At 39.9% G+C, this 21472-nt stretch carries 22 protein-coding genes, 1 tRNA gene and 1 pseudogene; 10 read left to right on the top strand and 14 right to left on the bottom strand.

Annotated elements, in window-relative coordinates; genetic code table 11:
- The first annotated feature begins 16 nt into the window (after window positions 1-16).
- The 4 genes from IMPJCBKJ_RS02795 (at window position 17) to IMPJCBKJ_RS02780 (ending at window position 2934) form a co-directional block, all read left to right on the top strand.
- On the top strand, window positions 17-544 hold the full coding sequence (locus tag IMPJCBKJ_RS02795; protein WP_054563328.1) for an SPOR domain-containing protein: 528 nt from the start codon (window positions 17-19) through the stop codon (window positions 542-544).
- 80 nt (window positions 545-624) lie between these two features.
- Entirely contained in the window at window positions 625-1143 is a 519-nt protein-coding gene (gene hslV / locus IMPJCBKJ_RS02790; RefSeq protein WP_054552816.1) for an ATP-dependent protease subunit HslV, read from the top strand.
- Window positions 1144-1154: 11 nt separating this feature from the next.
- Window positions 1155-2483, top strand: coding sequence for an HslU--HslV peptidase ATPase subunit (gene hslU / locus IMPJCBKJ_RS02785; protein WP_166338718.1), 1329 nt, complete (start codon window positions 1155-1157; stop codon window positions 2481-2483).
- 76 nt (window positions 2484-2559) lie between these two features.
- Window positions 2560-2934: a gamma-butyrobetaine hydroxylase-like domain-containing protein gene (locus IMPJCBKJ_RS02780; RefSeq protein ID WP_138599280.1), complete on the top strand. Its 375-nt coding sequence runs from the start codon at window positions 2560-2562 to the stop codon at window positions 2932-2934.
- A gap of 101 nt (window positions 2935-3035) precedes the next feature.
- Here IMPJCBKJ_RS02780 and IMPJCBKJ_RS02775 read toward each other — a convergent pair whose 3' ends face one another.
- From IMPJCBKJ_RS02775 to IMPJCBKJ_RS02765, 3 genes are all read right to left on the bottom strand, one after another.
- Window positions 3036-4916, bottom strand: a complete 1881-nt coding sequence (locus IMPJCBKJ_RS02775) for a HAMP domain-containing methyl-accepting chemotaxis protein (RefSeq protein ID WP_138616133.1) — start codon at window positions 4914-4916, stop codon at window positions 3036-3038.
- 106 nt (window positions 4917-5022) lie between these two features.
- Entirely contained in the window at window positions 5023-6072 is a 1050-nt protein-coding gene (locus IMPJCBKJ_RS02770; RefSeq protein WP_138599281.1) for an MJ1255/VC2487 family glycosyltransferase, read from the bottom strand.
- On the bottom strand, window positions 6069-6605 hold the full coding sequence (locus IMPJCBKJ_RS02765; RefSeq protein ID WP_054552821.1) for a phosphatase PAP2 family protein: 537 nt from the start codon (window positions 6603-6605) through the stop codon (window positions 6069-6071). Before IMPJCBKJ_RS02765 ends, IMPJCBKJ_RS02770 begins: the two co-directional genes overlap by 4 nt.
- 212 nt (window positions 6606-6817) lie before the next feature.
- Between IMPJCBKJ_RS02765 and rraA the strand changes: the two genes are divergently transcribed.
- Window positions 6818-7315 (top strand): ribonuclease E activity regulator RraA, encoded by a 498-nt coding sequence (gene rraA, locus IMPJCBKJ_RS02760; protein ID WP_054552822.1) that lies wholly within the window; start codon window positions 6818-6820, stop codon window positions 7313-7315.
- A gap of 5 nt (window positions 7316-7320) precedes the next feature.
- The gene (locus IMPJCBKJ_RS02755; protein WP_138616129.1) at window positions 7321-8370 is read left to right on the top strand and encodes a formimidoylglutamase; all 1050 of its coding nucleotides are present in this window, start codon (window positions 7321-7323) and stop codon (window positions 8368-8370) included.
- A gap of 73 nt (window positions 8371-8443) precedes the next feature.
- Here the strand turns inward: IMPJCBKJ_RS02755 and IMPJCBKJ_RS02750 are convergent, their stop codons facing one another.
- On the bottom strand, window positions 8444-8947 hold the full coding sequence (locus tag IMPJCBKJ_RS02750) for a DUF3016 domain-containing protein (RefSeq protein WP_054552824.1): 504 nt from the start codon (window positions 8945-8947) through the stop codon (window positions 8444-8446).
- 229 nt (window positions 8948-9176) lie between these two features.
- On the opposite strand from IMPJCBKJ_RS02750, the gene galE reads away from it, so the two are divergent.
- Window positions 9177-10190, top strand: a complete 1014-nt coding sequence (gene galE, locus IMPJCBKJ_RS02745; RefSeq protein ID WP_166338717.1) for a UDP-glucose 4-epimerase GalE — start codon at window positions 9177-9179, stop codon at window positions 10188-10190.
- Window positions 10191-10235: 45 nt separating this feature from the next.
- Here galE and IMPJCBKJ_RS02740 read toward each other — a convergent pair whose 3' ends face one another.
- Window positions 10236-10937 (bottom strand): hypothetical protein, encoded by a 702-nt coding sequence (locus IMPJCBKJ_RS02740; RefSeq protein WP_166338715.1) that lies wholly within the window; start codon window positions 10935-10937, stop codon window positions 10236-10238.
- 13 nt (window positions 10938-10950) lie between these two features.
- Entirely contained in the window at window positions 10951-11970 is a 1020-nt protein-coding gene (locus tag IMPJCBKJ_RS02735) for an NADP-dependent oxidoreductase (protein WP_166338713.1), read from the bottom strand.
- Between the two features lie 108 nt (window positions 11971-12078).
- Between IMPJCBKJ_RS02735 and IMPJCBKJ_RS02730 the strand changes: the two genes are divergently transcribed.
- A complete protein-coding gene (locus IMPJCBKJ_RS02730) occupies window positions 12079-12984 on the top strand; it encodes a LysR family transcriptional regulator (protein WP_166338711.1) in 906 nt (301 codons plus the stop codon).
- Here the strand turns inward: IMPJCBKJ_RS02730 and IMPJCBKJ_RS02725 are convergent.
- The 5 genes from IMPJCBKJ_RS02725 to IMPJCBKJ_RS02705 all read right to left on the bottom strand — a co-directional run bounded on the left by IMPJCBKJ_RS02725 (window position 12969) and on the right by IMPJCBKJ_RS02705 (window position 15988).
- Entirely contained in the window at window positions 12969-13538 is a 570-nt protein-coding gene (locus IMPJCBKJ_RS02725) for a hypothetical protein (protein WP_166338709.1), read from the bottom strand. The two genes, IMPJCBKJ_RS02730 and IMPJCBKJ_RS02725, sit on opposite strands and share 16 nt — an antisense overlap.
- A 5-nt stretch (window positions 13539-13543) precedes the next feature.
- Window positions 13544-14047 (bottom strand): RNA polymerase sigma factor, encoded by a 504-nt coding sequence (locus IMPJCBKJ_RS02720; RefSeq protein WP_166338707.1) that lies wholly within the window; start codon window positions 14045-14047, stop codon window positions 13544-13546.
- A gap of 21 nt (window positions 14048-14068) precedes the next feature.
- Window positions 14069-14776: a hypothetical protein gene (locus IMPJCBKJ_RS02715; RefSeq protein WP_166338705.1), complete on the bottom strand. Its 708-nt coding sequence runs from the start codon at window positions 14774-14776 to the stop codon at window positions 14069-14071.
- Window positions 14777-15086: 310 nt separating this feature from the next.
- Window positions 15087-15254: a hypothetical protein gene (locus IMPJCBKJ_RS02710; RefSeq protein WP_166338703.1), complete on the bottom strand. Its 168-nt coding sequence runs from the start codon at window positions 15252-15254 to the stop codon at window positions 15087-15089.
- 8 nt (window positions 15255-15262) lie between these two features.
- Window positions 15263-15988: a zeta toxin family protein gene (locus tag IMPJCBKJ_RS02705; protein ID WP_166338701.1), complete on the bottom strand. Its 726-nt coding sequence runs from the start codon at window positions 15986-15988 to the stop codon at window positions 15263-15265.
- Between the two features lie 132 nt (window positions 15989-16120).
- Here IMPJCBKJ_RS02705 and IMPJCBKJ_RS02700 point away from each other — a divergent pair.
- Window positions 16121-16402 (top strand): annotated as a pseudogene (locus tag IMPJCBKJ_RS02700) (site-specific integrase); the annotation flags it as partial.
- Window positions 16403-16429: 27 nt separating this feature from the next.
- On the opposite strand, the gene IMPJCBKJ_RS02695 reads toward IMPJCBKJ_RS02700, so the two are convergent.
- The gene (locus IMPJCBKJ_RS02695) at window positions 16430-19036 is read right to left on the bottom strand and encodes an NACHT domain-containing protein (RefSeq protein ID WP_166338699.1); all 2607 of its coding nucleotides are present in this window, start codon (window positions 19034-19036) and stop codon (window positions 16430-16432) included.
- Window positions 19037-19202: 166 nt separating this feature from the next.
- Window positions 19203-19279 (bottom strand) — tRNA-Ile (locus IMPJCBKJ_RS02690).
- A gap of 274 nt (window positions 19280-19553) precedes the next feature.
- Between IMPJCBKJ_RS02690 and hemN the strand changes: the two genes are divergently transcribed.
- Window positions 19554-20927, top strand: a complete 1374-nt coding sequence (gene hemN, locus IMPJCBKJ_RS02685; RefSeq protein WP_166338697.1) for an oxygen-independent coproporphyrinogen III oxidase — start codon at window positions 19554-19556, stop codon at window positions 20925-20927.
- A 39-nt stretch (window positions 20928-20966) separates the two neighbouring features.
- On the opposite strand, the gene IMPJCBKJ_RS02680 is transcribed toward hemN, so the two are convergent.
- On the bottom strand, window positions 20967-21472 hold a 506-nt coding region (locus tag IMPJCBKJ_RS02680; protein WP_166338695.1), incomplete at its 5' end, for a transposase.

The following is a 21472-nucleotide window of genomic DNA, read 5'->3' as shown; positions in this document are numbered from 1 at the left end:
AGGCCAATTAAGAGTCATGGCACAGCACGATTACATAAATAAAAAACCAGCAAATCGAAATAATAAAAAACAAGCCCCGGCGAAAAAGCCTTTCCCTATTATTCTTGTTTTAATTGCGCTTATCTTAGTAGGCGGGTTTGGTTACGGCCTATGGTATATCAAACATAATGCTGATCCTGAGTTAGTAGAGCAGCAAGCAAATCCTACTAAAAAAGAAGAAGTAGTTATTCCACCACCTAAGACACCTGAATTTATCAAAGAGATTAAAGAGCACGAAGTTCAGGTTGAAGTAAAAGAGATTGAACAAAAAGGCCCGTATGTCATGCAATGCGGCTCTTTTAGAACATTAGAGCAAGCACAAACATTAAAAGCTAAAATCGCTTTTGCCGGCTTAGTGGCCGAAGTTAAGAAAACACAAGGCAGCAATGGTGTTTGGTATAAAGTGCGCTTAGGCCCATACGAAACCAAACGTTTAGCTGAAAGTGACAAGAATAAACTTAAACGCATCAAAATAATGGGCTGCGGAATTTGGCTTTGGACTTGATTTTAGTTCATTCACCCATATAAACACCTCATCAATCGCTTTTTACGAGCGCCCTTGCCGCTCGATGATGAGGAATAATCATGACCACTATTGTAAGTGTACGCCGCGACGACAAGGTCGTTATTGGTGGCGACGGCCAAGTTTCACTTGGTAACACCGTAATGAAGGGCAACGCCCGCAAAGTTCGACGTCTTTATAACGGCAAAGTAATCGCTGGTTTCGCTGGCGGTACTGCTGATGCCTTCACCCTTTTCGAACGATTTGAAAGCAAACTAGAAATGCACCAAGGCAACTTAACCAAGGCTGCCGTTGAAATGGCCAAAGATTGGCGTAGTGATCGTGCACTTAGAAAGCTCGAAGCACTATTAGCAGTCGCAGACGAAACTGCTTCATTAATTATCACAGGTAACGGTGATGTTGTGCAGCCAGAAAACGACCTAATTGCGATTGGCAGTGGTGGTAACTTCGCACAATCAGCAGCCACAGCGCTACTAGAAAACACCGACCTAAGTGCACGTGACATTGTAGAGAAGAGCCTAACGATTGCAGGCAACATCTGCGTATTCACGAATAATTTCCAAACTATTGAAGAATTGTAATAGGAACTGCCATGTCTGAGATGACGCCAAGAGAAATCGTTCACGAGCTTGATCAACATATTATTGGCCAAGCTAAAGCTAAAAAAGCAGTTTCAATCGCGCTACGTAATCGCTGGCGCCGTATGCAACTGAGCGAAGATTTACGTAGTGAAGTAACACCTAAAAACATTTTAATGATTGGCCCTACTGGTGTGGGTAAAACTGAAATTGCTCGCCGCCTAGCTAAACTTGCTAATGCGCCTTTTATTAAAGTTGAAGCAACAAAGTTCACCGAAGTGGGCTATGTTGGTAAAGAAGTTGAAACGATCATCCGCGATTTAGTTGATATCTCAATTAAAATGACGCGTGAACAGCAAACCAAAAAATTCAAACATCGCGCTGAAGAAGCGGCAGAAGAGCGTATTTTAGATGCTCTTTTACCACCAGCACGCGATACCTTTGGTGAGTCAAAAACAGAAGAGAACTCTTCTACTCGTCAATCTTTCCGTAAAAAATTACGTGAAGGTCAGTTAGACGATAAAGAAATTGATATCGATCTTGCTCAAGCTCAACCTAATGTTGAGATCATGGCTCCTCCTGGTATGGAAGAAATGACCAACCAGCTTCAGAGCATGTTCCAAAACATGGGTGGCGATAAGCGCAGCAAGCGTAAGCTAAAAATCAAAGAAGCATTTAAGCTATTAGTTGAAGAAGAAGCAGCAAAGCTTGTTAACCCTGAAGAGTTAAAAGAGCAAGCTATCTTCGCAGTAGAGCAAAACGGTATCGTGTTTATCGATGAGATCGATAAAATCTGTAAACGTGGTGAAGCATCTGGCCCAGATGTTAGCCGTGAAGGTGTACAACGCGACTTACTACCATTGATCGAAGGTTCAACAGTAAGCACTAAGCACGGTATGGTTAAAACTGACCACATGTTGTTTATCGCATCTGGTGCATTCCAAATGGCTAAACCATCAGACATGATCCCAGAGCTACAAGGTCGTTTACCAATTCGCGTTGAGCTTGAAGCACTAAGTGCTGATGACTTTAAACGTATCTTAACTGAGCCTCATGCTTCATTAACTGAGCAACAACGTGAGCTGTTAAAAACAGAGCAAGTTGACGTTGAGTTTACTGATGATGCCATTGAACGTATCGCGAAAGCGGCTTGGCAAGTAAATGAGAAAACCGAAAACATCGGTGCCCGTCGCTTGCACACAGTGATGGAAAAACTAATGGAAGAAATTTCATTTGATGCTTCAGAAAAAGCAGGTTCAACACTAACAATTGATGCTAATTACGTTGAGCAGCATTTAGGTGCACTTGTTGAAGATGAAGACTTAAGTCGCTTCATTCTTTAATCAACAAATTAGCGTTATAATTAAAAGCCTCCAGTTGGAGGCTTTTTAGTTTATAAATCGTAGATTCGAGGCTGACATGAAAGAAGTCACTAAAGTGCATTATCACAGCGTTAGCAAAGTATTAGATGTTCATTTTGATGATCAGACTATTGCTCAATTTAGTGCTGAATTTTTGCGTGTTCACTCACCTTCTGCTGAAGTACAAGGTCATGGCAATGAACCAATGAAACTCGTACTTGGTAAGCAACAAGTAGGAATTAACAAGATTGAGCCGGTTGGTCATTATGCGATTCGACTGGTGTTTAGCGATAATCATAATAGCGGTTTATTCAGCTGGCACTATTTAAGTGAGCTGCAAGCTAACCATGATGAGCTTTGGCAGAAATACCAAACGAGAGTCTCTGAGCACGAAGCAAGTAAAGACAGCGTGCCTATCAAGTTTGTGCCTTAATACCTATCAAAATGCCTCGATAAAGCACACCTAAAAACAAAAAAGCGCGATGACGACACCGTCACCGCGCCTTTGTCTATATATAAAGTATCAAGTAATTATTAAACTTTAAACTTATCGATTGCTTGATAAAGCACACGCGCTTGCTCTGATACTTCTTCGCTAGTTTGCGCATTAGTCGCTGCGTGACCCGATGCCTCTTGGGCGATATCACGAATACGAACCACGTTTTTATTCACCTCAGAAGCCACTTGGCTTTGCTCATCAATCGCTGTGGCAATGTGAGTGCTCATATCCATAATGGTTTGTACATCTTCGGTGATAGAACGAAGTAACTCACCGGCTTTACTTGCCTGTGCTGCACTTTCGCCACCTTGCGTACGACATTGCTGCATAATGCTCACCACTTCTTGCGTACGCCCTTGTAAGGTCGAAATGATGCTCTCGATCTCTTGTGTTGAATCTTGAGTACGCTGCGCAAGTGAGCGAACTTCATCTGCTACTACCGCAAAGCCACGGCCTTGTTCACCAGCACGCGCCGCTTCAATAGCCGCATTGAGTGCCAGTAAGTTTGTTTGCTCAGCAATGCCACGAATAACATCCAGTACAGAGCCAATCGTTTCAGCGTCTTTTTCTAATTGCGACACCACACTTGACGCATTACCGAGTGAGTCTGATAAGTGATTAATTTGCACTACCGTTGATTCAACCTCAGAACGACCTTGCTGCGCACTTAAGTTAGTCGACTCTGCTTTTTTCGCTGCTGCTTCAGTATTGTGAGAGATATCTTGGATCGTCGCCTGCATTTCTGTTGCAGCAGTAGCAACCATATCAGCTTCATGAAGTTGCTCTTGCATACCAGAGCTAGTTGCCGCTGTCGTTTCAGATAAATGCTCTGTTGCCACATTGAGTGTGCCTAGAGCGGTATTGACTTCGTAAATTAGCTTTTTAAAGTCACTAATCAAGCTATTAAAGTCAACTGTCATCGTGGTGATTTCATCTTTACCTGACTGCTCAATAGACATACTTAAATCATTACTGCGACGTATTTCATTAATCGTGTGATATACACGCTCAATAGGCATAATGATTGAACGACTAGTAAAATAGACTAACAGCATGACCAAAACGCTGGCGACAATGAAAACAAGCAACGCAATGAGTTGCGCTCGCTCGGCGCTAGACTCAACAAAAGCTTTAGTTTCCGTTGTTAATTGATTAACAATTGCATCGCTCTTTTCTACACTTCGCTTCATTTCACCTAGTGCACCTGAGTCTAGATCTAATCCTAGAGTCACCTGTGCATCGACAAGCGCTTTGAATTTAACTTGGTAAGTAGCCAAGTTACTAAGTAATTGCTTCTCATAGCCAGTTTCAAATCCTGCATTTTTAATTTCAGACTGAAAATTACTGACTAAATCATCAAATTTAGCCAGATACTTCAAATCAAATCGCAGCATAAAGTCTTTCTCTGCGCGACGAAGCTGCAGCATCAAGGTTAATAGCTGATAGTTTTCACGTTCACTGAGTAAGGTTTCAACTTGATGCACGGCTCCACGTAGCTCACCATACAACGCATCTTTAGGATGCAAACCAATTTTCTTTTGCAACACAACAACTTCATTAAAGTCATCGTAATACAATTTCGCTAAGCTTCTAAATTCATCAAGTTTTGCTGACTCCATTGATAAGTCATTAACTAGCTCGTCAAGACGTGCCATTTTAACTTTAAGCTGTGCATACTCTTTTTCAAAAAGCTCAAGACTTTCGACATCTTTATAAAACAAAAAGTTTTTTTCATGCTTGCGCATTGCAAGTTCATGAATATCAAGTTCCTCCGCATTTTGAATTGTTTCATTGAGTTTTAGCATCATGCGCGACTCAAGGATAATTACACACAGCATCACAATCATTGCAAGACCAACAACGAGCGCGTTTAATTGCAAACGACGCTTAATAGTTAAGTTTTGTAATACATTCATTCAAAGTGCCCTATAGAAACATGCATTTAAGAGTATAGCTAAACTATCTAAAGCAGCTAATAAAAAGTGATTAAACTTGTCGCACATTTTCTAATATTAGGAAGGTTTAAACAATTAGTTTTTGTTCTAAATCAACCTGTTGCCACAGGTATTTATGGAGCTGATCCACCTTTTCCCACTGCTTTTTTCTTATCCACTCAACCAAAGGTGCTGGATCGCTTGGGAAGTTGAGTTTTTTATTCTGTGGAGATTGCAGCCAATCATCCATCGCATTGGGGTTTAAATAACTCATCACATGAGCTGCCCCCATCGACAATAAAGTCTGTGCATTAATACCTTGCTCAAATTGTTTACCTAGCGGTTTTAACAATAATTTTTTACCAAGTTGTAATGCTTCACTTGCAAGTTCGAATCCAGCATTACCAATCACGCCACCCGCATTAGCAAGATCATTTAGAAACCCAACGCGTGATGGTGCTCGCAGATGGATATTACCAATTGAACAATCCTGAGCATCCGGGTGATAACAATAAAACTCTCTTTCAGGAAAATCTTTTAAGTACTCGACCACATTGTTAAGATTTTCGAATGGCAGATACACCAACACCTTATTTTCAACCATCACTGGGTTATCGTGATGATGAGTAGCAATAAATGGAGGGATGATATTTTCAGCATAAGGTTGCCAATGTACGCCTAAATAAACACTGGCTGGCGCATAGTTACGGATCAGCGCACGGCGAAAGAAAGCGCGGCCAAACATCGGCACTTTATCAGATAAAAATGCCGCTTGATGACTCATGCCAATTACCGGAATATTTTGTTGTTTAGCAGCCCATGCTGTAATTGGCTCAAAGTCATTAAATACCAAATCATAATGACGTAAATCAAGGCCTTTTATATCTTTAATTAGTTGTAGTGGACGTGCATTTTTCAATGTTTTAAAGCTATCAACCTGCCCCGATTTACTGGTAAACGACAAACCTCGAAAAACTCGGTAATCAGCAAAATCATCCATATCAAAGTAGTCTTGCTCTTTTCGACCAGAGAACACATAGTCAACATCGACTCCTAAAGCCCTAAACGTGCTAGCCATCACACGCGCACGCGTTATGTGCCCATTGCCTGTCCCTTGAATACCGTACAAAATTCTCATATAGACTCCACCACCATCACAGCTAATACTGCACAACTAGATCCCATTACTGCACCAATAACCACATCAGCGGGGTAATGCACACCAATAATCACTCTAGATGCAGCGACCCCTGATGCCCAAACCAACCACAAACCGGCAAATTCAGGTAAATACATAGTTAAAATTGTCGCCACTACAAATGCTCCCGCACTATGCCCCGATGGCAAACTAAACCTATCACTCGGCACTAAATAAGCGCCTTGTACTAAGCAATCACAAGGTCTTACCCGAGCAATTCGCTTTTTAACTAAAAAATAAATGGGTCGCTCAATGACAAAACCTACCAGTAGACTCATTGCAAGTTGTTGAAAATGCGCTTGCTCCGTAAACCACCAAAAGCTCAAAAATAGTGCAACATAAAGACCGCCATCACCACTTTTTGAAAAGCCAATGGCTGATCGCCTTAACCACACTGGCGAAGCATCATTAAACACACTTAAGAACAGCTGTTCGTCCACCTTTGCCAATTTTGTAAGTATGTTGTTTGCCATGGTGAGCTCCTTGTCATACTTTGCGTCTAATTTTTATACTCACCTCAGCTTAGGCGCTAAAAATAACAATTAAGTGACGCTTTTGAGACACTAATGTTGCGGTGACAAAATTCCTTTGATTTAAACCAATAATCCGCTATTAAGTCGTTGTTATTGAGTTGTATCAGGGTATACTGAGTACTAAACAGACAGTCTCTTTAGAGGATGAAAAAATGGATTACAGCACTTCTGATTTATGCGACCACTTTGCAGATGTGGTTGATGTGCTCGAACCAATGTTTATCAATTTTGGTGGACGCCCAAGCTTTAGTGGTCGAGTAAAAACCGTTAAATGCTTTGAAAATAACGAGCTGATCCGCGAGATTTTATCAACCGATGGCACCGACAGCGTGTTATTGATTGACGGTGGTGGTTCAACCCGACGTGCCCTAATTGATATTGAGCTGGCTGAAATCGCATTAGAAAACAACTGGCAAGGCATTATCGTTTACGGTGCTATTCGTCATGTTGATGAACTTGAAGAGCTAGACTTAGGCATTCAAGCAATTGCCTCTATTCCTGTTGCTGCCGATAGTGAAGGTGCAGGTGAAGACGGTATTGGCGTTAACTTCGCAGGTGTTTCTTTCTTTGATGACGACTTTGTTTACGCTGATAGCACCGGTATTATATTATCTGCTGAAGAATTAGAGTTAGAAATAATAGAAGACTAATCTCGGTGACAAACTACCTTAAAATTTATGATGAAGCGGCGGTAAAGCACTTATGTGTCCGCCGCGCTAACGAACTCAAAGCTTGGCAAGCCCTTGCCCTTCTCGACACTCAAGTTAACGCCCCACAAGCACTCATCGATGCAAAACAATTCGGTATTCGTTATGTCTTAGTTGGCGTATGTGAAGATATTGGCCCTCGTGCCAACTTAGGTAATGGTGGCTCAGGGCAAGCGTGGCAGGCATTTTTAAAGCGCTTTTTAAACCAAACACATAACCAATTTTTAAATCATGAACGTGTGTTATTACTCGGCGAAGTGGCCCTTGATGACTTAAACCAACAAGCTGCTGACCTTGATAATAAAAACGACGCCGACTTAGCCAAACTACGTGAATTGTGCGCTGATATAGACACCCGCGTTGAGCAAGTGCTTGCAATGATCTTTGCAGCTGGTCTTGAACCAATTGTAATCGGTGGCGGTCATAACAACTGCTTAGGTATTTTGCGTGCCCTTAGTAAGCAAGATGGTAAACCAGTAAATGCTATTAACTTAGACCCTCATGCTGATTTTAGAGAATGCGAAGGGCGTCATAGTGGCAATGGCTTTAGATATGCGTACAGCGAGAATCACCTTGCTGATTACCATGTGATAGGTTTACACGAATTTAAAAATAACCAAGCGATTATGGATGCCCTGACAAACGCAAACTTCACGTTTGATAGTTACCAAGACATTCAAGTACGTCGTAAAGTTGATTTATCTTCAGCATGTCAACACGCACTAGCTCAGTTTGATAATGCCTCGCTTGGCGTAGAAGTAGACTTAGACAGTATTTCGTTAATGCCAGTTAGCGCATACACCAACTGTGGTTTTAATGTGAGTGATGCAGAACACTTTGTGCATTTAGCTGCCAGCCAAGCAACAGCCCGCTACTTACATTTATGTGAAGGCGCACCATCACAACACCCGGTTAGTTTAGAAACAGGTATGAACGATGCAGGCCAAATAATCACAGCTTTAGTAAACGCCTACCTGCAAGCCAGAGAGTCTTCTTAACTTGCATTAGGCGCTATTCTTACTGAAACGTCTACTTTGCGAATAAATTCACACCTGCTGCAAACAAGGTGATTTATTCGCCAAGATTTAACGATGGTAATAGCTCATCTTCAAACCAATCGCTGATTAAACGCTTGTCGTAGTAATAAGCTTCATCGCGCCCCATTTTCATGCGGTCCATAAAGCCCATATCTTTAAGCTTTACGTCTTTTGCTTCACTAATCACTTTACCGTCTTTATCAGTAATCGAATAATTAAGGTCTATGCGTGGGAAATAAATTGGCTTGATAATGCGCAGTTCATTCATCGTTCCAAAACGCACATCACCAGCAAGGTCAAGCTCTGTTACTTCCACATTGAAGGTGTAGCCATCAGGTAACTGTTCAGCAAGCTTGTTAAAGTGCTTCTCAAAGCTCTTTGCCACGTTTTTATGAAATGCACCTTTTGGTGAGTTATTTCCGGGGCGCACATCACGGTAATCGTTAAAGTCATGCCATTTAACCTTAGCCTCCCCTGCGTGAGCAAAAGCAGGTAGTGCAATAACCATTGCTAAGGCCATTTTCTTTACAATTTTCATCTTTATCTCCACTTAACAGGAATAGCTTTTGATTAAAATTTAGCAGCTGACAATTAACTATAGCTTAATAACTCAACGCTTGGATGTAACCAATATGGTGCAAAATGTAATCAAAAACAAGACACTGATATTTCTATGAAAGAAGTTTAATCACATTTTATTCATGTAATTTAACGCGAAATGTGATGAAATAAGGCTAATTCAACCAGGTATAGTTCATGGATATTTTATGACCATTTTAGTCACCGGCGGAGCCGGGTACATCGGTTCTCACACCGTTTTAGAGTTACTACAACAAGGCACAGAGGTTGTTGTACTTGATAATTTAAGCAATTCATCAAATGAGTCATTGGCTCGGGTAAAACAAATCACCGGCAAAGACGTCACGTTTTATCAAGGTGATATTTTAGATAGAGCCTGTTTAGACAAAATCTTCAGTGAACACACGATTGATAGTGTTATTCACTTCGCTGGTTTAAAAGCGGTTGGTGAATCGGTTGTAAAACCTATCGAGTATTATCAAAACAACGTACAAGGTACACTGACTCTGGTTGATGCTATGCGTGATGCTGGCGTGTTTAAGTTAGTATTTAGCTCATCAGCAACCGTGTACGGTGACCCAGCAAGCTTACCAATTCGCGAAGACTTCCCAGTTGGTGGCACGACTAACCCGTATGGCACATCAAAGCTTATGGTAGAGATGATGCTGCAAGATATCGCGAAATCAGATGAACGCTTTGCCTTTGTTATCTTACGTTACTTTAACCCTGTAGGCGCACATGAGTCTGGCCTTATTGGTGAAGACCCTAATGGTATTCCTAACAACTTATTACCTTATATTTCGCAAGTTGCTGTGGGTAAACTAGAAAAGCTTGGTGTGTTTGGGGATGACTACGATACTGTAGATGGTACAGGTGTTCGTGACTATATCCACGTTGTCGATTTAGCATTAGGTCACTTAAAAGCACTGAACCGAATTGCAAGTGATACAGGTGCGCACGTATTTAACCTAGGCACAGGTAATGGTTATTCAGTACTGCAGATGGTTACCGCTTTTGAGAAAGCCAGCGGTCAAGCCGTACCTTACCAAATTTCGCCGCGTCGAGCGGGCGATATTGCAGCTTGTTACGCAGCACCAGAAAAAGCATTAAAAGAACTTGGCTGGCAAGCAGAGCGTGGCATCGATGAGATGATGCAAGATACATGGCGCTGGCAAAGCAATAACCCGAACGGTTACAAATAGTCAGAAGAATTAAAAGGCACTTACAAATAAGTGCCTTTTTACTGGCTACTTTATAAAATCCTGCGTTTCAAAATAAACTATTTGGCTGTACTCACAGTCATTAAAGCCACTTGATAATTGCGTAAATGTTGGCACGTTTACTTCTACCTGCAAACGCTCAGCTTCACACCCTCTTACTAAAGCAATGGCGTCAAATGACGGGCTGGCCTGTATTTGATGTACCAATATTTGTATTCCTTGTTCATTTGTCGCTTTATTTATTCTTTGCCAGCGCGGTTGCGACACGTGCTGAGTCGATGACAGTGCTCGTTTATATACAAGAGAAACAAACTTAAAGTTTTCATCCTTTAGCCATTTTTTACCGCCTCGTTCAAAATGACCGAAGAATAATTGGCTGGGCACACTCAATGTCTGCCCAGCAATTAACTTATTCAAGTCAAACTTAGCAGGCAATAGAGTGATCATAGAGTTTAAATACTGAGGAGTTGAATCACTTTCTTGCACAGTAAGCCAACGAATTAGTTCTTTCTCATAGCGAGTTTCTACACGATAAATTAATTGGTAATCATGCGGGGCGTGGTACAAAGGAAGGTGGCTGGCATAGAGCTCAACGCCATCGGTGAACAACACCATGCCATGCATGCCAACTCGGCTATGCGCATGAAAATGTTTAACCTCTTTTGCTACGCTTTTAAAACTGACAATTAAACAACAAAGTAACAACAGAAAAGCGAAATTTGCTTTCATTTTTTAATACCTTTTATTTAACACGAACAATCGCTTTACCGATATTCTTCCCTTCGAACAATCCCTCAAGCGCGCTTGGTAAATTTTCAAAGCCATTAATTTCGGTTGTTTTAAATTGGATCTCTCCTGCTTTTAACCACGGCAAAATATGATTAATCATTTCAGGCATACGGTGAGTAAAGTCTCTTGCTAAAATCCCTTGAATTGTCCCTCGTTTATAAAGTAATTGATGGAGAAAGCGAGGGCCTAGTTCGGGGTTGTCAAGCGAGCCATCGTACTGCGAGATTTGCCCGCAAATCACTACGCGAGCACGCAAGTTTAAGCTGCTCAACACCGCATCAGTGTTCATCCCGCCAACATTGTCAAAATAAACATCAACACCACCAAGCTCCATCAACCTTTCGTGCAACTGTTGGGCTGAGTCAAATTGCTTATAGTTAAGTGCATAAGCAACCCCGAGCTTTTCTAACCAAGTACATTTTTCTTCAGATCCAGCTAAGGCAATAACACGACAACCATTTTTTATAGCAAACTGAGTAACTAACGAACCCACGGCTCCAGCAGCACCTGAAACGACAACCGTCTCGCCGGCTTTTGGTTTACCTGCTTCCATTAAACCAAACCAAGCTGTTCGCCCAGGCATACCTAAAACACCTAGTGCCGTTTTTACATCGGCATCATTAGGGTTTAAGGCTTGTATTTCATTGGCATGGACAACTGCATGAGTTTGCCAACCTGAATAAGCGCTTACCCAATCACCTTGCTTAAATCGCTCGCTGTTTGACTTTAAAACCTGAGCAACAACCGCAGCCCCTTGCACTGTATTTAATGCATGAGGTTGCTCCCAGTTCGGCTTAGCAGCCTGTTGAATACGCATATATGGATCGACAGAAATATACTTTGCCTCTAGCAGCACTTCGTTTTTAGCCAATGTCGGCGAAATTACAGATTCTCGCAATGCATAATGCTGCTCACTGACACGTCCATCAGGGCGCTTAACATAAAACCACTGCTTAAGATTGTAAGACGTCATCGCTCTCTCATTTAATGAAATTTAATAACGAAATTATTGCACTTAAACAATTAACCATTAAGCTATTAAAACTATCTATACGTTTCCATATTGGAATTAGAGGCAAACTTGGATACAGAAGATTTACGAAAGTTTTTGGTCATCGCAAAGCACAATAACTTACAGCAAGCATCTGCAACATTAAATGTCACACCTGGCGCGCTTTCGAAGGTCATAAAACGGCTCGAAATTAAGCTAAATACACAACTATTTAAGCGAATTGGTCGAAATATAAAACTAAATCAGCAAGGTGAAAAATTTCGCCATTATGCGCTTAATTTGGTTCATGAGGCTGATCAAGCTATCAGCGAGTTTAATGGAAGCACGAAAAATACGGTTGTTAACTTATCTGGCCCCTCTTTGCTGTTACAGCATTACCTGCCTTTATTATTATCGCAATTTAATGAGCAAGGTTTTCAATTTAATATTGATACAAGTTGGGAAGGTCAAGCCATTGAACAGGTTGCCAGCGGCCATGCCCATTTAGCTTTAGTTACCGAAGTGGCATTAAATGAAAGCACACTGCAAAGTGACTTTGAACGTATATATTTAGGCACAACTACTTTCAAAGTTGTAGCTGCGCACTCGCATCCATTATTCGAACAGTTTAGTAAGGGTTCACTCACCAACAGAGAGCTTTTTCAATTTAGTTTTGCTTGTCCGAGTATTTCACCCTTTTGTGGCGTAACTAGGGGTGTCGGCTCAGATGGTTGGCGAGATGACAAAGTACCTAGAACCATAAGTTATCGCTGCAACGATTTCAGCACCTTGCTGTTACTCGTCAAACAAGGGATTGCATTAGCATATGTCCCTGATTTTATTGCAAACGATCCAGCCCTCAAAGTCATCGATGTATTAGACTGTAACTACACTTGCCAAGAGCGCCTCGAGCTGGTTTACAAACCAAGTTTAGCTACTGGCTGGTTAAATCAATTCGCAGCAAAAGTGAGAGCCGCACATCAGCGCATTGCTTGAATGCTCTCAAGTGCTACAGCTAGCTGTGTTTTTAATTTTTTATAGCGTATATAAACAGCCAGCACGATAATACCATTAATACCAAGCTGGATAAGCCATAGGCTGTATGTTTTAAACATAACCATATTAAACAAGGCAACCATTAGCAAAGCGCACCAAAGAGCAATGCAGCCAATAAAACTCACATGCCAATAATGAACTTGGTGCTTCAGCTGGCTTTCTTTAAAATTAAGCATTGCATTAACGTCTAGTGTTTCTGCTCGCCAAAGCTTTCGTCTTAAACGGTATGACCAAATTCCAAAACCTAAAGGAATAGGTACTAATAGCGCAAACATAATGGTTTCATAGGTATTTTTTGCTTCAAACAACATGGCGTAAATACAAAATATGGTTACCACAACACCTAAAAATGAGTCGATTAACCCTTTTAGCTTTAACTTAGTTCGCGACTTTTGCGTTTGTGCTATTAACGCTTCACTATCCACTTTCGGAGTTGCCTGCACGAATGCCTGCTGCCACTTAGCTAATTGATCATCTGCTTCGAATTTATCCACTTTATTTACTCCATTAGGCTCGCAATTTGCTGTCTTGCTCTACTGGCACGCTTAGCAACAGCATCTTCAGACAACCCCAGCGTTTGCGCTATCTCACTTTGATTAAACCCTTCAAGCTGCAAAGCAAACACCTGCCGATATTTCAGCGTTAATTTACGAAGGGCAGCCATTAAATCTAAACTGTCGTCTGGTGATTTATGCGCACTTAAGGCTTGGGTGTAATCAATACTTTCAGAGCTTGCCACCTCTTTGCGGTTTTGCTCTTTTATCACATGATCAACCGCTTTATTGTGAGCTATTCGGGCAATATAGGTTTTTATGCTGGCATCGCCACGAAAGGCAACATCGGGTGATGAGTCATTGCTTTCAAAAGCGCGCCAAACAGCCAGCGACATCTCTTGAATTAGCTCATCTTGTAGCGCTTGATTGATCTCGTAGGTTGCAGCAACACGCGCCAACAGCGGCGCGTATTCATTCAGCAATGTGTTTATTTGAACATCAGCTTTCACTGTACTTCCATGTTTTTATTATTATTTGAACAAACGATTATAGGCACAAAAGTAGGTACATGCTAATACCGGCCCTACCAACAACATAGGTAAAAGACTATAAGGGGCAGCAATGGTAACGAGCATATTAATCAAACAAAGCATGCTTAATGGTTTAATCACCTTTAGTGCCGTTGTAATGCCTTCTTTAACAGCTGCACTAAGCGAAGCATTGTTTAAAAGTAACAGAGGTACCACAAACATAAGCAACATATTTACAGGAACAATTGATACAAACATGACCCCTACGCGCCAGCGCTCAACATCAACAAACTGACCTGACAATAAAGCCGATAACTGCTCACTACCAATCAAAGTACTCCCTACTGCAAATTGCACCAGCGCCAATAAAATACCAACAACTGACCACACGGCAACTCGCCCACACTTCGCCCATGTTGCATTATGCTTAAATGAAAAACCTTGCTGATTATTCAGGTTAAACAACAAAGGCCACACCGCTGCCATTAACATAGGCGCTAACCATTTAGATACGGTTAAACCTGTAGGTGCAGGCAATAGCTGCACTAAACCAGGCAAAATGGCGAACAGCGTCATAAGTAAAAAAAGTTTAAACGGTGCTTTTTTAAATAGCCCCCACCCTTCTTTTAACCAAACAGCAGCATCACTAAATGGTGCATTCGTTGAATCAAGTTTTAGCGTATTCACAGTTGATGTTGTAGTCGTCATGAGTTTGTCCTTTTCGTAAAAAATAGATACACAAGACACTGCCTATTACTACCACCGAATAGAACAACTTCGTGTCATTTGCAGCTATAGACGAGACAAACACAGAAAACCTGACAAAATATTTTAAAAAATTAAAAATAATTTTATTTCATTGAATTTTAAGGATAAAAAAGGGGTGTATAAATTTTTGAGATTAAGCTAGTAAAGCTAATAAAAGAATTTTTGGTCTAAGAGGTGTTTAATTTAACTATCTATTTGAAATTATGTTTCTTTCTTAAGCAAAAAAGTCCCGCATAGGGACTTTTAATAATTACTTATGGCCAGCAGGTGCTTTATTTACTACCTGAACTTGAGAGGAAATGGCTCGCTCAATAACTTGATTATAAACTCGCTTTTTCTCACTTGAGCTTGAATCAAGTACAAAGTCTGAAAGCTTAGAATTTTGAGCTTGCTTTGGCTTTATTAAATTTGAAAACATAGGCACTCCTAAAGCTCGTTTTTTGAGCTGGACGATGATTTTATCAGGCTCTCTAGATCTTCTCTAGTGAATTTTTCATCTAAATGATGCTCAATTGCCTGAACATTATCATGATAAAAGCGTGTTCGACCTTTATTATTCTTAACTAATAAATCTACTTTAATTTGACTTCCAAACTTTGCCTTAAGTTCCTTTATAACTTTTTGTGATGCAAAGAATTGATCAATAAAAGTATTTGGTAAAATTCTACGCCCTTCTAACTTCTCTCTAGCTTCAACAAATTCCCATGCATATTCTGGGTTTTGGTATACAAACAAAATAAGCACATTTCGACCTTTACGAATAGATCGCTCAATATTTTTTTCTGCCACATCATAACTTGCCAAGGTACCATCTAACAAAAATGACTGTTTATTTTTAAAAGCATGGTCAAGTGTCCTCTCTACAATAAAAGATACAGCACGATGAAATAAATAAGAATTATCACCTGTGTAACCAGGTATTTGCTCTCTTAACTCATCGGGATCAAGTCTGAGTACATTATCAGCACCAATTTCTTCTAAAAAAGCTTTTGAAGCTTCCGTTTTTCCAGCACCAGGCGAACCTGCCATAAAAACAGAAACCGGTCTTGTATCGGGAGGAAACTGATTTTTGTCTGTTAACTCACGGGCAATACGTGTTCTGTGTTTTTTAGCATAAGCTATGGCATGTTGTTCTAGTTTATCAAGTGTCATATAAAGCCTTTCCCTATCTTTTTATTATGTCCCTAGAGTGCCTATTAGCAAGTGATTTAAATTCAAAATAAATCCTATGCGATTAGCCTCTTTAGAGTTTCTGTATGTTTATAAGCGCTTTACCCAGCTTTAAAAAAGCGCTGAGCACAGCCTATAACGGTTCGTGATAGGGAAATTAACTATTTGCAACGTTACGATATTGGTGGCGGTCATAAATGGTCATGCTCATTCTCAAAAGCATCTGATCGCACACTCTTTTTTTCTAATGGCGGGCATGGCCTTAGGCATAGCTATGCGCAAGAGAGAATGACTGAGCTAAAAAGCTTAGGTTTAAGTAGAGCAACTGCTCTCGAAACTGTATCGCAAGAGCTAGGTCACTTCAGGGCTGAAATTACTGAAGTTTATTTAAAGTAATAGTGCAGCCCACAGAGCAAATGAAACCTACAAATTTAAATCTACTTCTAAGCTTAAATCCTCATAATAATCGTCTCCAAAATAGTTTGGCTCAAAATCCCCTTGTTCATGTTCAAAATAGTTTGGAGCAGATTTAGCCTCATCATGCAAAGCAATATTCAAATTACGCGTCAGCTTACTTTTTTGGCTTTCCTTACCAAATTGAATTATCGTTTTGAGTAACTCCTGCGATTTAGCTGTATATTCATTTTGAATTGCATCTTCAATAATCCACTCAATATTCTTCGAATCTTGGCAATAGAGAACAATAACATCGTACCACCAATTAGAATTGACATACTTGTGCAACACTAAACCTCTTCTGTGACCAAACTCCTTTGATGACAAAAACTCTTGGAATCGCAAATGCCCAAAACTAAATTTTCCATCGTTTGTAGGCTGGATAATCTCACAAGGAGAAATTAACTCATTAACAACTGCTTCGCTTGGAGATAAGTCAAAATTATCTTCATAGCCTTCGCAAATTTTTATTGCTTGCTCACGAGAAAACTTTCGCTCTCCTTTTTTATGTATTTCAAAGGCTAAATATTGAGCTGTTCTAATTAAATTTTCTGGTTGTATTGTTGAACGATTAACACCTTTAAATCTATCAAACATACCACTAAGCAATTCAAATCTTTTTTGATAGAGTGAAGCCTCTGTTGTAGGTAATGGTATGTTATTCTCTTTTAGCGTTGCTAAAATCGTTGCCGATAATGGATTTGTCACCACATCGCCTAGCTTAGGATTGTTATTCAGATGCTCAATAATTTGAACAGCATCATCGGATTGGGAAAACCATTTATTAAAAAACTGCTCTTTTTGATTGTTATTAAACGGACATAAAGATAGAGATAAAAAACCTAACTCACTAATTTCTTCAACAGTATAACGTGAAGAGGTAATTATTTTCCCTTTAGTAATCCCTCTTGCAAGAGCTGATAACGCCTCTATTACCCAAGAATAGGTCGCAATCGCCTCATCTATGCTATCTAAGATAATAACACATTTGTTATTTTTCAAAGATCCGATAATTTCCTGCGTACTTTTTTGAATACCAACACTGTGCATAAAACGTGCTATTAATTCAAATAAACAGGGTTCCTCATCTACTTTCTTATGTTGGCATAGTTCATTCAAGGATGAATAGAAAACGATTCCGTCGTATCCATTTTCGTAAAGAGTACCAGCATGTACTTGCAAGTTCGTTGTTTTGCCTGAACCAGCGTCTCCAAGTAACAATACGTTATATTTGGAATTAAGAGCATCAGAAAGTGTTATTTTAGTATTGTTTATATATTCAAGCTTTTTAATTTCAAATTCATTAATATACGGCCTTAGATTTGCTATGAACTCATTGAGACAATTTACTGAGTACAGATACTCATCTGTTGAGAATCGCTTAGAATATGCTTCACGCACTTTAGTCGCTATAGTGTTAAATGATTTAGCAACTAACCCTAAATCCACTTCGATTGAAATATCTAAATCATCTATTAAATCTCTTATTTGCTTTATTTTTAAATTCAACACATCAATATTGCTACAGGCTCTTCTAATCTTTAGCATCAAAGCCTTATACAACAATTCATCTTCTTGTTCCTTAAAAGCATGCTCCTCAATAATAGCCGGATCACTCTTAATTAAGGTTATAATAGCGTCCACATCTACCCCTAACGAATTATATTTTATAAATATTTCGTCAGAACTTAACTCTTTGATCTCTCTTCTATAAGAGCTAATACTTTTACGATGAGCTTTATCTTCACTTTCTAAGGAAATCGCTTTTTCAAACTTTTCTTTAGCAAGATTGATTTCCTTATAATCTAAAACTGTAACACCTGATGCTACTTCCATTGACTTAAAGCGTGCACAAAACTTAGAAAAGTACTTTGATGATACTCTTTCTACTATTACCGCTTTTTTGGGTTCAATTTTCATAAACTGATCTAATGCACTACGATTATTTCCGAAAGTAAAATCAATATCACAGTAAATATCGCAAACCTTTTTACCCGTCCCCATATTCAAGGCTTTCATAAGCAAATCATTTGTCAACTTAGGGCTAACATAGCTTTTTAAAATTTGTTCATTTTCAAGTAATGAGTTAAGTAGAAATGGGGCTTTTGCTTTCAACAGCCCTATTAACTTAAATCCATCAATGATAGTTATACCTTCTAATTTAGCTTTTTTAAAAGCTCCTTTATGAGTATCTATGACTTTTTGCTCTAGAAGGAAGGGTGTGATAAATATCACTTTTTTTACATCAACTTCAAAAGATGTTTCTGGGTCAATAATAGGTTCATCTTTAGCTTGTGAGAGTTGATTAAGCAACTGCTGAAAGGATCTAGATTGGGAGTTTGCGGAGGGAGATATTTTTTTTACTTGTACAGCGATAGGTTCTAATTCACCTAGCTCATCCTTCTTATAGATAATTATATCTCTTCCCTTTTCATAGACTCCCCCAGTAAACTCGACACGAGCAGAGTAAACTTCCTTCAATAACGGAACTAGTACTGATTGGCTTAATTCATTTTCTTGTAGAGAAGTTAATTTTTTTTCTATGTCTTTATCAGAAATATCAAATTGATTCATATGACACATCCATGTTAGTAATTTTATCGCAGTTTAGCATTTACTTATCTATTGATATACCAAACAAATTAACAAAATGTTTATATATTACTATAATAAAAAGTAGCACAGAGGTAGCACAGGGTAATTTCTGTTAGTAGGTGTTTACTTGGGAAACATGTAAAAATGGTGGCCCCTCCCAGACTTGAACTGGGGACCTAACGATTATGAGTCGTGTGCTCTAACCAACTGAGCTAAGGGGCCATTGTATTAGCGAAAGCTAAATTTTTTGATGCGTTTAGCAGGTTTAACTGACTAAAGCGGGATGCAGTATAAAAAGTTTTTGCAACCTTGTCACTAGCAAAACCCTTTATTTTAACAATCACTAAATCAACTGCTCAAATAGTAAACTCTTTGTTTTTACAACGACCTTAAAGCATTGCCGATTCGTTTCTATTCTCCGACATTGTTCTAGATCAAATAGCTAACTTGCTAAACTCGTTAAAATAGCCGCTCAATCAATTGCGGAGTGCTGACTGTGATAAATTTACCAAGCTGGGATCAATCTCTGATCAACAAGTACAATATTTCTGGGCCTCGATATACATCTTACCCAACGGCATTGTCTTTAGCTGATGGTTATAAGCAACAAGATATGATTAACGCGATTGCAGCGTCGAAAAGCCGTTCTTTATCGCTGTATATCCATATCCCTTTTTGCAGTCAGCTTTGTTATTACTGTGGTTGTAATAAGGTGATCACTCGTCATCAATCTAAAGCCGATTTATACCTAGATAACTTAGCGCTTGAAATTGCTGAGCAAGCAACACTTTTTGCCGATTATAACGTTGAGCAACTGCATTTAGGGGGTGGTACGCCAACGTTCTTATCGGCAGAGCAAATGAGCCGTTTAATGGCATTGGTTGAGCAGCATTTTAATTTTGCTGATGATGCCGAGCGCGGTATTGAGATTGACCCACGTTCTTTAGCTGATGGCATGCTAGTTCACCTACGTAAACTTGGCTTCAATCGTGTCTCGTTTGGTATTCAGGATTTCAATGATGATGTGCAGCTGGCAGTTAATCGCCCACAAAGCGTGCAATCTGTAAAAGGTTTAATAAGTGAGGCTCGTGAACTTGGCTTTAAGTCTATTAATGCAGATATGATTTACGGTTTGCCACTGCAAACACCAGAGAGTTTTAAAGAGACGATTGCGCAGCTGATAGAGTTAAACCCTGATCGCGTGTCGGTATTTAACTATGCCCACTTACCAGATAGATTCGCTGCTCAGCGTAAAATTAAAGACGCTGACTTACCATCTGCTGGCGACAAGCTCACTATGTTCAAAAATACCCTTGAGCAGATGTTAGCGGCGGGTTATCAGTTTATTGGTATGGACCACTTTGCCCGTAAAGACAATGAACTAGCAATTGCACAAAACGCAGGTCAATTACACCGTAATTTCCAAGGTTACACAACGCATGGCCAATGTGACTTATTAGGTTTGGGTGTGTCATCTATTTCGCAAATAGGCAATGCCATTTTACAAAACGAAAAAGAGTTAAAGCACTATTACAAAGCCGTGCAAGAAGGCTATGGCAGTGCAATCTGTAAAGGTGTTGCTTTAACTGATGACGATACGTTACGTGCCGCAGTGATCAAACAATTGATCTGCCAGTTTGAGCTGGATATTCCAGCAATCGAAAAGCAGTTTAATATCAACTTTGCCAGCTACTTCTGCGAGGCGTTACAGGCGCTCGACCCATTACTAGCTGATGGCTTGGTATCTGTTAGCCAAGATAAGATCACAGTAACAGCGCGCGGTAATTTGTTTATTCGTATTATTTGTATGTGCTTTGATGCGCACCTACAACAACAAATCAAGCAAACTCGTTTCTCACGAGTTATCTAGCCCAACAAAAAGCAGAGCCTGGGCTCTAATGCCTGTCAGTTAAGAGCTGACAGGCATTTTTTGGGGCTTTCGTTCAGGGTACCGACCGGGTCTCTTTTTCACACATCTTGGATAATGTCTTTCTCTTCGCTCTGGCAGTACAAAGGTTTCAGCCATTGCAATAAGTTTATTTATTACGCTCGGTACTTTTCCTGCTGAAGTGTGAGGCAACATCATTAACTCCTTGATGATATAGCCAGAAGCATTGCTGTAACTGAGTTGATAAGGCCATATCCCTTTCAGGCTGTAAGCCATCTTAGTCATCATATATCGTACTAAATTGTATGCGAGCAATACGCCCCATAACTCTTGTTTTACTAGCTCTGGGGTTTTGCTACGTAACGTTAATTCATTTTTGAGCAAGTACTGTTTCATTTCCCTGAACCCAAGTTCTATTTCCCAACGGTGACTGTATAGATCGACGATATCAGCACTTGGATATTTCATTGGGTCGGTCATAGACGTCAGTATCTGATGCTGTTTTCCATTGATGGTTTTCGTCAACA

Origin of the sequence: Pseudoalteromonas sp. MB47 (genome assembly GCF_011319765.1) — a bacterium.
In the GTDB taxonomy this organism is placed as follows: Bacteria; Pseudomonadota; Gammaproteobacteria; order Enterobacterales; family Alteromonadaceae; genus Pseudoalteromonas; species Pseudoalteromonas simplex.
The sequence above is the reverse complement of the archived record's forward strand: the minus strand, read 5'-3'. Positions and strand labels throughout refer to the sequence as shown.

Coding starts and splice junctions, on each gene's coding strand:
- IMPJCBKJ_RS02795 (WP_054563328.1), top strand. CDS start 17: ATGGCACAGCACGATTACATAAATAAAAAACCAGCAAATCGAAATAAT.
- hslV (WP_054552816.1), top strand. CDS start 625: ATGACCACTATTGTAAGTGTACGCCGCGACGACAAGGTCGTTATTGGT.
- hslU (WP_166338718.1), top strand. CDS start 1,155: ATGTCTGAGATGACGCCAAGAGAAATCGTTCACGAGCTTGATCAACAT.
- IMPJCBKJ_RS02780 (WP_138599280.1), top strand. CDS start 2,560: ATGAAAGAAGTCACTAAAGTGCATTATCACAGCGTTAGCAAAGTATTA.
- IMPJCBKJ_RS02775 (WP_138616133.1), bottom strand. CDS start 4,916: ATGAATGTATTACAAAACTTAACTATTAAGCGTCGTTTGCAATTAAAC.
- IMPJCBKJ_RS02770 (WP_138599281.1), bottom strand. CDS start 6,072: ATGAGAATTTTGTACGGTATTCAAGGGACAGGCAATGGGCACATAACG.
- IMPJCBKJ_RS02765 (WP_054552821.1), bottom strand. CDS start 6,605: ATGGCAAACAACATACTTACAAAATTGGCAAAGGTGGACGAACAGCTG.
- rraA (WP_054552822.1), top strand. CDS start 6,818: ATGGATTACAGCACTTCTGATTTATGCGACCACTTTGCAGATGTGGTT.
- IMPJCBKJ_RS02750 (WP_054552824.1), bottom strand. CDS start 8,947: ATGAAAATTGTAAAGAAAATGGCCTTAGCAATGGTTATTGCACTACCT.
- galE (WP_166338717.1), top strand. CDS start 9,177: ATGACCATTTTAGTCACCGGCGGAGCCGGGTACATCGGTTCTCACACC.
- IMPJCBKJ_RS02740 (WP_166338715.1), bottom strand. CDS start 10,937: ATGAAAGCAAATTTCGCTTTTCTGTTGTTACTTTGTTGTTTAATTGTC.
- IMPJCBKJ_RS02735 (WP_166338713.1), bottom strand. CDS start 11,970: ATGACGTCTTACAATCTTAAGCAGTGGTTTTATGTTAAGCGCCCTGAT.
- IMPJCBKJ_RS02715 (WP_166338705.1), bottom strand. CDS start 14,776: ATGACGACTACAACATCAACTGTGAATACGCTAAAACTTGATTCAACG.
- IMPJCBKJ_RS02710 (WP_166338703.1), bottom strand. CDS start 15,254: ATGTTTTCAAATTTAATAAAGCCAAAGCAAGCTCAAAATTCTAAGCTT.
- IMPJCBKJ_RS02705 (WP_166338701.1), bottom strand. CDS start 15,988: ATGACACTTGATAAACTAGAACAACATGCCATAGCTTATGCTAAAAAA.
- IMPJCBKJ_RS02695 (WP_166338699.1), bottom strand. CDS start 19,036: ATGAATCAATTTGATATTTCTGATAAAGACATAGAAAAAAAATTAACT.